Genomic DNA, 10,758 nt, shown 5'->3' on the forward strand with positions numbered 1-10,758 from the left:
CTTCTAGCATAGCTGATATGATACGATAAAGGGAAGAGGAATTTAAGGAAAAGGCGGGAAGTGTATGGGGACATATGAGAAGATGATAGACTTTGTGAAGAAGTGGGACCCATTTCAAATGGGGCCGGAATTTTATGAAACAGAAGCAAGCGACATCGTCTACATTGTAAGTACATTTGATGATGCGAAATATATCGCAAAGAAAATACAGCACATTTATTTAATATCATTTGATCGAATGTTACCTATTGAAAAATGTCAATGGTTAGCAGAACAATTATTATTATTAAAAGACGGCGGAAGCTGTAGTCTATAAATTCTTATTGAATAGCAAGGGTAGTAAGAAGCGGATATTGAAAAGTTTACGGGAGGCGGGCTTTTCAATATCCGCTTCTTGTTTTAGGTTAATTAGCTAAGAAAGTCATAATTTCTTCGTATACGTGTTCTGGTTTTTCTTCAGGTAATAAATGTCCTGTGTTTTCATAAGAGATAAAGTGTGAATGCGGCAGGTCATTGTGCAGACGGTGTCCAACTTCAATAGGAACAACACGGTCTTTTTCTCCCCAAATGAGCAAAGTAGGTGTTGTGATTTTTTGCAAGTCTTTTGAAGTTAAGTCTCCTTCGCGATCTCGAAGCATGCGGGTTAGTGCAGGAAAGATGCGATTATCATAAAAAGGCGCTGCATATCCTTGCATCATTTCGTCATCGATTAAAGAATGATCGTGAACAACATTCATTAAATTATGGATAATCCCTCGCCTTACAATCCAATTCTTTACGTATAAATGAAAAAACGGTAAATAGGAAGTATAGATAAGCGGCAGTTTCGCCCGTGATAAATAACTTGAACTGCATAAAAGAACTGTCTTTTGAATTAAGTCAGGTCGCAATTTGTTTACATATAACGCAATTTGTCCTCCCATCGAATGTCCTACTAAAATAACGCTTTTTGTTTGTAAATGTTCCATAAGCTCAATGACAATCGCTGCGAGGTTCTCATAAGAGTATGTGAACTGAAACGATTTATCACTTTTTCCAAATGGAGGTAAGTCTAGAGCGATCACGCTCCCTTGCTTTGTTAAAAGCGGAATGAGACGCCGATAACTAAAGGTTGAAGAGAGAAACCCGTGAATTAAAACAAATGTTGGTTTTTCTTCGGCATTAAAAGACTGGTAGAGCTCATAATGAATCGTAATCCCTCTTGTAGAAAAGGTGAAGTGAGGGAGTTGAACTTCGTTTTCCATCTTCATCACTCCGTTGTTTTTTGTTCATATCATCTCCTTTTCAGGTGGGAATTATCCTAGATGAAAAGAGAAGGAAAAGCAGTAGTAAGGCAGGGATTTTTCAAGGGAAATTGAAAGTTTTCACTAACGAAAGATAAAGATAGGAGAGTTTACATGAACCTTGATTATCAAACCCGAATTGAAACGGTTATAAAATATATTGAAGACCACTACGCTGGAAAAATTGATCTTGATTCATTAGCCCAAGTATCGCACTTTTCTAAGTATCATTTTAGTCGGATTTTTAAAGCTATTATTGGTGAAACCCCGATGTCTTTTGTAAATAAAAAACGTCTTCAAAAATCGATATACTACTTAACAGAAACGAACAAGCCGATATTAGAGATATGTAATCTCTGTGGTTTTGAATCAGCTTCAACGTTTCATGCATTGTTTAAAAAACACTTTCATATCGTTCCTACTGATGTTAGGAAAAATAATTTTCATAATAGCAATTTTTCGTTATATATGAGCAAGAAACAAGAAGAGATGTCCAATTCTCTTTGCTACGCTAATGATAGCAACAATAACTTTTTAAGGAGGATATGGACAATGAATATTAAGATTAAAGAATTACCTGACTATGAAGTAGCGTATGTTAGACACATTGGGAGTTATTTAGAAACTTTTCGTGCATGGAGTAAATTAGGGGAATGGGCAAATAAAAATGGGATTGACCAAACACAATATTCGATTGGAATTTCATTGGATGATCCTAATTTTGTTGATGAATATGCTTGTCGCTATGATGCGTGCGTCACAATCCCGAAAGACTTTAATAAAGAAAATAATGATGACGTACAATATAAAACTTTGAAAGGCGGAACTTACGCTTTGTATCAGTTTTATGATACTCTCGATAAATTTGCTCTTGCTTATCAAAGTATCTTTGGACAATGGCTACCTAATAGTGAGTACGATGTGGATGATAAACCGTGCCTTGAGTTTTGTATGAATAACCCGGCAATTGATCCGGAAGGGAAAGCAAAGGTTGACTTGTATATTCCTATTAAAAAAGTAGTATGACTCGACTACTAGTATGTTGAATATCGTCGAAGAATCTTTAAATCGTGTCGAAGCGCCGATATATTGTGAAAAGCGCTGATATATTATAAAAAGTGGTCGATAAATCGTGAAAAGCGCCGATATATTGAAAAGAACGGTCGATAACGGGAAAAAGGAATGCCCCCAAAGGTACTTATGTATCTTTGGGGGCAGTTTGTTTCTCATTATTTTAGTTCATCTACAACGTTCGGTGGTGTATGTCCTTGCAATCCAGCTACTAAATTCTTTGCTGCTGTCATTGCCATAGTTCGGCGTGTTTTTAATGTCGCAGAACCAATATGAGGGAGTGTAACGACATTTTGCAGAGATAACAACGGGTTATCCTTTTCAATTGGTTCTTGTGTAAATGTATCAATGCCTGCCGCGAAAATTTTATTTTGCTGTAGCGCCTTAATTAATGCAGTTTCATTTACTGTTTTCCCGCGGGATGCATTAATAAAAATGGCTGTTTCTTTCATTATATTAAATTCTTTTTCCCCGATTAAATGATACGTTTCTTCTGTTAATGGTGTCAGAAGAATGATAAAATCTGCTTTTTGCAGTAACGTTTCTAATTCGCAATATGTTGAGCCTATCTCCTGTTCTGCTTTTTCTTTTCGGCTCCGATTGTAGTATAAAACGTCCATATCGAAGCCGAATTTTGCGCGTTTCGCAACGACTTCTCCGATGCGCCCCATGCCGATGATTCCGATCGTTTGATGATGAACATCTAAGCCAAAATGCTCTTTTCCAATTTCCGCATTCCATTGTCCGGATTTTACGTAACGGTCAAGTTCACAAACGCGGCGCGATGCAGATAACATTAACGCAAAGATAAGATCAGCGACAGTATCGTCTAACACATATGGCGTATTCGTTCCAATTATGTTTCTTCGCTTCATGGCTGCGATATCGAAGTTATCATAGCCGACAGAAATATTACTCACTACCTTCAATTGCGGAGCTGCTTCGAGTAGTTCATCATCAATAATAGCCCCGAAATTTAATAGTCCGTGTTTATCTTTTACTTTCTCTAATAGTACATGGCGCGAGATTTTTTCATTACTATCCCACTTTTCGTATTCATAATGCTCAGCAATATATTTTTCAACAAATGCAGGCACTTTTTCTGCAATGTAGATTTTTTGTTTCATAGTGTCAGCCCCTTTCTATTTTATTGTCACATAATTCCTTAAAAAAATCTTCTTTTCAAATCGGAAAAGCAGTCTGTATAATTTAGAAAATATATATATAGGAAAGGGAGATTGTGATGACAGAAAAAGAGTTAGAATTGTTAGCTTGTCTTGAAAAAAGTAGCCGACTATCTGAAGAAACATTAGCCAAAATGTTAAACATAGATGTAGAAGAAGTAATAGCAATCCTTAAAAAATTAGAAAAAGAAAAAGTGATTGTCGATTATGTAACACTGATTGATTGGACAAAAGTAAAAGAACATACAGGGTTAACAGCAATGATTGATGTGAAAGTTACACCGAAGCATGGCGTTGGGTTTGATGCTGTAGCAGAACAAATTTACCGATATTCAGAAGTGAAGTCCGTGTATTTAATGTCAGGGGCATATGACCTTTCCATTACGATAGAAGGAAAAGGGATGGCTGAAGTTGCGACATTTGTAGCAGAGAAGTTAGCGACAATTGAATCTGTTGTATCAACGACAACGCATTTTATTTTGAAAAAGTATAAACATGAGGGAATTATATATGAAAACAAAGATGATGATAAGCGAATTGTGGTGGCACCATGAGTAAATTTGAATTATCAAAAGTAGCACAATCTTTACAACCATCCGGTATTCGTAAGTTTTTTGATTTGGCTGCCGGTATGAAAGGGGTTATCTCATTAGGAGTTGGAGAGCCTGACTTCGTGACGCCTTGGAATGTAAGACAAGCATGTATTCGTTCGTTAGAAGAAGGGTATACAGCTTATACTGCGAATGCTGGCTTGTTAGAACTGCGTGAAGAAATTTCAAAATATTTACACAAACAATTCTCGGTAACTTATGATCCGAAAGAAGAGATTATTGTAACAGTTGGGGCAAGCCAGGCGTTAGATGTGGCAATGCGTGCCATTGTTAATCCTGGTGATGAAGTAATTATTATTGAACCAAGCTTTGTATCATATGCACCGCTTGTTACGTTAGCGGGCGGTGTACCGGTACCGGTGTCTACATTTCCAGAGGATGAATTTAAAGTGCAGCCGCAGCAGATTGAATCTGTGATTACATCGAATACAAAAGCGATTTTACTATGTTCTCCAAACAACCCGACAGGAACACTCTTAAATAAAGAAGAACTGGAGAAACTTGCTGTTATTGTGGAGAAATACAATTTAATTGTATTATCTGATGAGATTTATGCGGAGCTTGTTTATGATGAAACATATACAAGTTTTGCAAGTGTGAAACATATGCGTGATCATACAATTTTAATCTCTGGTTTTTCAAAAGGCTTCGCGATGACAGGCTGGCGCCTCGGTTTACTTGCAGCTCCTAAGCACTTTACGGAACTCATGTTAAAAATTCATCAATATTCGATGATGTGCGCACCGACGATGTCTCAATTTGCGGCATTAGAAGCACTACGTTCAGGAGAACAAGAGGTCATTCGTATGCGTGAGAGCTATAAACAACGCCGAAACTTTATGACAACTTCGTTTAATGAAATGGGGTTAGATTGTCATATGCCTGGCGGAGCATTTTATGTATTTCCCTCTATTCGTTCGACGGGATTATCTTCGGCGGAATTTGCTGAACGTTTATTGTTAGCGGAAAAAGTCGCTGTTGTACCTGGAAGTGTATTTGGCGAGAGTGGAGAAGGATTTATTCGCTGTTCGTATGCAACGTCACTTGAACAGCTTATGGAAGCGATGAAACGTATGAAGCGGTTCGTAGAGAATGAAAAAAGGACAAAACGTAATACGTTTTGTCCATAAAAGGGGGGGAATACTAGAAAGCCATGTGTTAGTATTTTATCCCCATATTTGAAGATTTATACATGTTAAAGGAATTTTTTTCATGAATTTTGAATGAAACCTAACTAGGTGGTATAATTTACTAATACAAAAGGTAAACATATGGGAGTGTTTCTTATGTCAAATAAATATCCAACTGGAGTGGTTGTGAAGGGAAAAGTAACAGGAATTCAAGATTACGGAGCATTCGTTGCATTAGATGAAGAAACACAAGGACTTGTGCACATATCTGAAATTACAAATGGATATGTAAAAGATATTCATGATTTTTTAAAAGTCGGAGATGAAGTGGAAGTAAAGGTACTTACAGTTGATGAGAAGAACGGAAAAATGAGTTTGTCATTGAAAGCTGCCAAACGGAAACAAGGGAAAGTACGTATTCCAAATCCGTCTGCAAATGGATTTAACACATTACGAGACAAGTTAACAGAGTGGATTGAAGAATCGCAAATTACAAAATAAAAGCAGGGAGTTATGCTCCCTGCTTTTATTCGTATTACATTATGATATAAAATAATCAAACGTTTCTTTTGCTGTGCTTGTAATCAGTATAAAGAAACGCCCGTATGTCGGAAGATAGTGAAGCATTATAATCTCCACTTGTTTTTAAACAAGCGGAGATATGTGTTTTATAATAGAGTCATCGAACTTGACGTGCTTCTGGGTGTGTTCCAAGCTCTTCAGAAGGTTTAAATAATAAACCAAGGTTAATTAAACCTGAAATACCTACGATACCGTAGATAATTCGAGCGAGCGCTGCATCTTGTCCGCCGAAGATAGCTGCTACTAAATCGAATTGAAAGAAGCCAATGAGTCCCCAGTTTACTGCGCCAATAATCGTAAATACTAAAGCAATGCGTTGTAATGTACTCATTTTAAGCAGTCCCTCCTTAAATGATGAAGCGCAAACGAGTTACGTTTACTCGCTTAATCAAGCTTCTTTTATAGAATGGATACCTTTTGCCCTTCTTATACAAAAAATTTAAATTCCTCATTGTATACTTGTTTATATAAAAAAACAGAAGTTATGACGATTTTGTAAAAAAAACAAATTGGGTGCGCTTACAATTTGTAGTTCGCTTGATTTACAACGGTGGTTTCGCTAAAGTGAAGACAGAAATACATATACATATTGTATTGGAGGCAGAAAAATGAGCACACATGTAACGTTTGATTATTCAAAAGCATTATCGTTCATTAGTGAACACGAGCTAACATACTTACGTGATGCAGTAAAAGTATCACACCATGCAATTCATGAAAAAACAGGAGCAGGAAACGATTTCTTAGGGTGGGTAGAACTTCCCCTTGCATATGATAAAGAAGAATTTTCTCGCATTCAAAAGTGTGCGGAGAAAATTAAAAATGACTCTGACATTTTACTTGTTGTTGGTATTGGTGGTTCTTACTTAGGAGCACGAGCAGCGATTGAAATGTTAAATCATTCTTTCTACAATACGCTATCTAAAGAACAGCGCAAAACGCCACAAGTGCTATTTGTTGGACAAAACATTAGCTCCACTTACATGAAAGATTTAATGGATGTATTAGAAGGTAAAGACTTCTCAATTAATGTTATTTCCAAATCAGGTACAACAACAGAACCTGCAATTGCATTCCGTGTTTTCCGTAAATTATTAGAAGAGAAATACGGAAAAGAAGAGGCGCGTAAACGTATTTATGCAACAACAGATAAAGCGCGCGGTGCTTTAAAAACATTAGCTGACGAAGAAGGCTACGAAACATTCGTGATTCCAGATGATGTTGGTGGCCGTTTCTCTGTATTAACACCAGTTGGTTTATTGCCGATTGCTGTAAGTGGTTTAAATATCGAAGAAATGATGCAAGGGGCAGCTGCAGGTCATGATGATTTTGCGAAATCAGAGCTTGAAGAAAATCCAGCTTATCAATATGCAGTTGTACGTAATGCTTTATACAATAAAGGAAAAACAATTGAAATGCTTGTCAACTATGAACCAGCACTTCAATATTTCGCTGAATGGTGGAAACAATTATTTGGTGAGAGTGAAGGAAAAGATCAAAAAGGTATTTTCCCATCTTCTGCAAACTTCTCAACTGACCTTCATTCTTTAGGTCAATACATTCAAGAAGGACGCCGTGACCTATTTGAAACAGTTCTTAAAGTAGGCAAATCTACACATGAACTAAAAATTGAATTAGATGAGAACGATTTAGATGGATTAAACTACCTTGCTGGTGAAACAGTAGACTTCGTTAACACAAAAGCATACGAAGGAACATTACTTGCACATAGCGATGGCGGTGTACCAAACTTAATCGTAAACATTCCTGAACTAAATGAGTATACATTTGGTTATCTCGTATACTTCTTCGAAAAAGCATGTGCGATGAGCGGCTACCTACTAGGCGTAAATCCATTTGACCAACCAGGCGTAGAAGCATACAAGAAAAACATGTTTGCATTGCTTGGAAAACCAGGATTCGAAGAACTAAAAGCAGAATTAGAAGAACGTTTGAAGTAAGAAAAGCGGAGCCGACTGTTTAGGCACGTCGGCTAAGATTCTTTCGCACAGAAAGTGTTTTTTACTTTCTCGTGCGGAAGGTTCTTAGACGGGAGGGCCTAGGAGGCATAGCTGGACAAAGAAAAGCGGAAGCTGTTGGGATCATCCCAACAGCTTTTTTTATAGTGAATATCTGTCGGATAATGTCGAGGAATCTTTATGTTGTGTCGAATCGCCGATATATTGAAAAAGTCGCCGATATATGGAGTGCGAATGGGGTATGCTAAAAAAAATCTAGAAAGGATGATCCATTTGATTCATATTCATTCGAAGCTAGAAGGACAAACATTTGCCCTTTTCAAATTAGAAGAAATATTAAAGCCGATGGGCTATACAATCGGCGGGAATTGGGATTATGAGAAAGGATGTTTTGACTATAAAATAGATGAAGAGGAAGGATACCAATTTTTACGATTACCGTTTACGGCAGTTGAAGGAGAACTTGATGTAAATGGAGTTATCGTTCGTCTTGATACACCGTACCTTCTGTCGCACGTGTATCAAGACGAATTAGATGATGAAGTGAATACATTTACAGCAGGGATAACGTCTTTCGATCAGTTTACAGAGCCGAAAGATCCAGATGGAGATATTCAAGCGAAATATATTAATATTGGAAAAGCTTTAGTTCGGGAATTAGAAGCTTATCTTCTTAATGTTTAATTACAATCAGTAAATCATTTTTTTTCAGAGTAAATGAATGGATAGGATTTATATGATAATGTCCGTCACGTTGTAGACCGAGTAAGAGTATGTTTTGTTTTAATAAAGCGCAGTTACAATATTCGAATGTTTCCCCATCATATTTCTCAGGAATATGATGGAGTTGTAATTTATTCGTAGTAATTTCATTGTAAATTGTAAACAGCACTTCTGAAATAGAAGGAAATAATAAAGAAGCAGCAAATACATAACTTGTTAATTTATTTCCTTCAATAATTTCTGTTGCACCTGCTCGTTTAGCGTTATGAATTTGATCGGAAGTTAACATTTCAACGATACAATGTATATTTGGGTTTAATCCTTTTGCTGTTAAAATGGTTAAAATAGATTGTGTATCAGCAGAGCTCTCGCTTTTTTCTTTGTCAGCTGTAATCAAAATAGTATGTGCAGTACGAATGTTTGCTTTGAGTAAAATATGATCATGATGAGGACAACCTTTAATAAATTGTAGGTGATGAAATGATTTTGGTAGCAAAGGAAGCGTTTCATCTATAAGGACAATATCAAGATTTGGTTGTAATACGCGCATTTGACTTACTACATGCTTTACACGTTCGTTCCAACCGACGACAATCATATGTTGGTGACAAGAGGCGGCCTCTTCACCTTTTATTTTCATATATTGTTTGCTAATCATTTCTGTAGCAAATGAAACCATATAATAAGAGCCGAATCCGGTTCCTAATAAAATGAGAATAATTGCGAGGATTCTTCCGTGTATACTATGAGGAACGTAATCGCCGTATCCAACAGTGAACGTTGTGACAAGTGCCCACCATATACCGTCAAACCATGTTCGAAAGTGACTGGGTTCTAATTTATGTATAAGAAATCCAAAGAAGAGAATGAATAAGCCAATTAAGGTAACTAATCGTAAAATAATAGAATTGCGAAATGTATCTAAAATACTACTTCTTACATTCAATATTTGTAGCTCCTCCCGCATCAATATATATAAATCCATTTTGATTTATCAACATACAAGTCGCTTCTATGCATAGCCAGATGCTCTCGTCCCCCCTAAAAAAGGGGCTTTTATGTCGGTTTTTTTTAATTTGTATTTATATAGTTACATTGTTGCCATTATGAAAAAAGAAAAACCCCCTCATGAGTGAGAGAGTTGTCAGATGCTTTCCACTTCGGTTTGTTGAACGCTATTAAGCTGTTGAATTGCATAGTATACATCAGCTGTACGTATTTTTTGATCAACAGATAGTTTCATTTGCAGGAAATGGGCTCCAGTTTCTAATGTTTTAAGTTTCATGTTATTAACTTTTATATCCATCTTTTTTATGTCATCGATGACGATAGGGATATTTTCCATTCTATTCACGACAAGGTTCACAGCAATTTCACGCTGCCTGAGGGACTTTGGTCCTAAAATATTCATTACAAAAGGGATAAGTTCTACACTAATCATAAGAAAACACATACCAGAAATAGCTTCTAGATAAAAACCGGCTCCCACTGCGATGCCAATTCCTGATGCTCCCCAAATCATGGCAGCGGTAGTTAGGCCTGCAATACTATCGTTACCTCTACGTAAAATAACCCCTGCTCCTAAAAAACCAATTCCTGATACAACTTGAGCTGCTAAGCGGAGAGGATCCATGCCAATTCGGTTTGAAAGCGAGCTAGGTAAATTATAAGCTGCTTCAATCGAAACGATGGTAAGCAAGCAACTGATAATAGAAATAACTAAGCAAGTTTTTAAACCTAGTGGTTTCCGTTTTAATTCACGCTCTAAACCAATTGCAAATCCTAAAATGGAAGAGAGGCCTAACTTAAGTAATAAATCGAAGTGTTCCATTTGTATTCCCCCCCGTAATTTGGTGTAATAGATGAACTGATATTTTCAGTATATGGTACAAGGAAGAGAATTTGGCCAGTTTTTATAAAAAATATTGAAAAAGGGTGTTGCATTTCGTAATTCACCATGCTATATTAATAAACGTCGCTGATGCACAAAAGCAGAAAGCGAAATGAAAAAAAGAAGTAAAAAACAGTGTTGACATCGAAAAACAAAGATGTTAACATGAGGAAGTCGCAAATGAGCGGCGGACAAGTTCTTTGAAAACTGAACGAAACAAACAACGTGAAACGTCAATTTTTATTTATGATGCTAGACAAACTTTATTGGAGAGTTTGATCCTGGCTCAGGATGAACGCTGGCG

At 36.7% G+C, this 10,758-nt stretch carries 12 protein-coding genes; 7 read left to right on the forward strand and 5 right to left on the reverse strand.

Translation table 11 applies throughout. The features are described 5' to 3' along the window. The first annotated feature begins 64 nt into the window (after positions 1-64). Positions 65-316 carry a DUF1871 family protein gene (locus tag MR076_RS21305; RefSeq protein WP_242223987.1) on the forward strand — a complete coding sequence of 84 codons (252 nt, stop codon included), beginning with the start codon at positions 65-67 and terminating at the stop codon, positions 314-316. Positions 317-404: 88 nt separating this feature from the next. On the opposite strand, the gene MR076_RS21310 is transcribed toward MR076_RS21305, so the two are convergent. Next, the gene (locus MR076_RS21310; RefSeq protein ID WP_242223988.1) at positions 405-1,244 is read right to left on the reverse strand and encodes an alpha/beta fold hydrolase; all 840 of its coding nucleotides are present in this window, start codon (positions 1,242-1,244) and stop codon (positions 405-407) included. 153 nt (positions 1,245-1,397) lie between these two features. Here MR076_RS21310 and MR076_RS21315 point away from each other — a divergent pair, with 153 nt between their 5' ends. Continuing rightward, positions 1,398-2,309: an AraC family transcriptional regulator gene (locus MR076_RS21315; protein ID WP_242223989.1), complete on the forward strand. Its 912-nt coding sequence runs from the start codon at positions 1,398-1,400 to the stop codon at positions 2,307-2,309. Positions 2,310-2,512: 203 nt separating this feature from the next. Here MR076_RS21315 and MR076_RS21320 read toward each other — a convergent pair whose 3' ends face one another. Continuing rightward, positions 2,513-3,481: a 2-hydroxyacid dehydrogenase gene (locus MR076_RS21320; protein WP_242223992.1), complete on the reverse strand. Its 969-nt coding sequence runs from the start codon at positions 3,479-3,481 to the stop codon at positions 2,513-2,515. A 113-nt stretch (positions 3,482-3,594) separates the two neighbouring features. On the opposite strand from MR076_RS21320, the gene MR076_RS21325 reads away from it, so the two are divergent. The 3 genes from MR076_RS21325 to yugI all read left to right on the forward strand — a co-directional run bounded on the left by MR076_RS21325 (position 3,595) and on the right by yugI (position 5,780). After that, positions 3,595-4,092 (forward strand): Lrp/AsnC family transcriptional regulator, encoded by a 498-nt coding sequence (locus MR076_RS21325; RefSeq protein ID WP_242223993.1) that lies wholly within the window; start codon positions 3,595-3,597, stop codon positions 4,090-4,092. Next, positions 4,089-5,279 (forward strand): aminotransferase, encoded by a 1,191-nt coding sequence (locus MR076_RS21330; RefSeq protein WP_242223995.1) that lies wholly within the window; start codon positions 4,089-4,091, stop codon positions 5,277-5,279. The genes MR076_RS21325 and MR076_RS21330 overlap by 4 nt, the downstream gene beginning before the upstream one ends. A gap of 156 nt (positions 5,280-5,435) precedes the next feature. After that, positions 5,436-5,780: a S1 domain-containing post-transcriptional regulator GSP13 gene (gene yugI, locus MR076_RS21335; RefSeq protein ID WP_242223997.1), complete on the forward strand. Its 345-nt coding sequence runs from the start codon at positions 5,436-5,438 to the stop codon at positions 5,778-5,780. A gap of 178 nt (positions 5,781-5,958) precedes the next feature. Here yugI and MR076_RS21340 read toward each other — a convergent pair whose 3' ends face one another. Then, positions 5,959-6,192 carry a DUF378 domain-containing protein gene (locus MR076_RS21340; RefSeq protein WP_242223999.1) on the reverse strand — a complete coding sequence of 78 codons (234 nt, stop codon included), beginning with the start codon at positions 6,190-6,192 and terminating at the stop codon, positions 5,959-5,961. A gap of 277 nt (positions 6,193-6,469) precedes the next feature. Between MR076_RS21340 and MR076_RS21345 the strand changes: the two genes are divergently transcribed. Together MR076_RS21345 and MR076_RS21350 are read left to right on the forward strand one after the other, a co-directional pair. Next, entirely contained in the window at positions 6,470-7,822 is a 1,353-nt protein-coding gene (locus MR076_RS21345) for a glucose-6-phosphate isomerase (RefSeq protein WP_242224001.1), read from the forward strand. 291 nt (positions 7,823-8,113) lie between these two features. Further along, positions 8,114-8,524 carry a YugN-like family protein gene (locus MR076_RS21350; protein ID WP_242224003.1) on the forward strand — a complete coding sequence of 137 codons (411 nt, stop codon included), beginning with the start codon at positions 8,114-8,116 and terminating at the stop codon, positions 8,522-8,524. Here MR076_RS21350 and MR076_RS21355 read toward each other — a convergent pair. Further along, positions 8,514-9,509, reverse strand: coding sequence for a potassium channel family protein (locus MR076_RS21355; RefSeq protein WP_242224004.1), 996 nt, complete (start codon positions 9,507-9,509; stop codon positions 8,514-8,516). The genes MR076_RS21350 and MR076_RS21355 overlap by 11 nt on opposite strands. A gap of 198 nt (positions 9,510-9,707) precedes the next feature. Then, positions 9,708-10,394, reverse strand: coding sequence for an MgtC/SapB family protein (locus MR076_RS21360; protein WP_242224006.1), 687 nt, complete (start codon positions 10,392-10,394; stop codon positions 9,708-9,710). Between the last annotated feature and the right edge of the window lie 364 nt (positions 10,395-10,758).

The organism is Bacillus cereus group sp. BfR-BA-01380 (assembly GCF_022663535.1).
GTDB lineage: Bacteria > Bacillota > Bacilli > Bacillales > Bacillaceae_G > Bacillus_A > Bacillus_A cereus_BB.

What these genes read in the sequence shown, in the direction of transcription:
- MR076_RS21305 (WP_242223987.1), top strand. Translation starts at nt 65, where the DNA reads ATGGGGACATATGAGAAGATGATAGACTTTGTGAAGAAGTGGGACCCA.
- MR076_RS21310 (WP_242223988.1), bottom strand. Translation starts at nt 1,244, where the DNA reads ATGGAAAACGAAGTTCAACTCCCTCACTTCACCTTTTCTACAAGAGGG.
- MR076_RS21315 (WP_242223989.1), top strand. Translation starts at nt 1,398, where the DNA reads ATGAACCTTGATTATCAAACCCGAATTGAAACGGTTATAAAATATATT.
- MR076_RS21320 (WP_242223992.1), bottom strand. Translation starts at nt 3,481, where the DNA reads ATGAAACAAAAAATCTACATTGCAGAAAAAGTGCCTGCATTTGTTGAA.
- MR076_RS21330 (WP_242223995.1), top strand. Translation starts at nt 4,089, where the DNA reads ATGAGTAAATTTGAATTATCAAAAGTAGCACAATCTTTACAACCATCC.
- yugI (WP_242223997.1), top strand. Translation starts at nt 5,436, where the DNA reads ATGTCAAATAAATATCCAACTGGAGTGGTTGTGAAGGGAAAAGTAACA.
- MR076_RS21340 (WP_242223999.1), bottom strand. Translation starts at nt 6,192, where the DNA reads ATGAGTACATTACAACGCATTGCTTTAGTATTTACGATTATTGGCGCA.
- MR076_RS21345 (WP_242224001.1), top strand. Translation starts at nt 6,470, where the DNA reads ATGAGCACACATGTAACGTTTGATTATTCAAAAGCATTATCGTTCATT.
- MR076_RS21360 (WP_242224006.1), bottom strand. Translation starts at nt 10,394, where the DNA reads ATGGAACACTTCGATTTATTACTTAAGTTAGGCCTCTCTTCCATTTTA.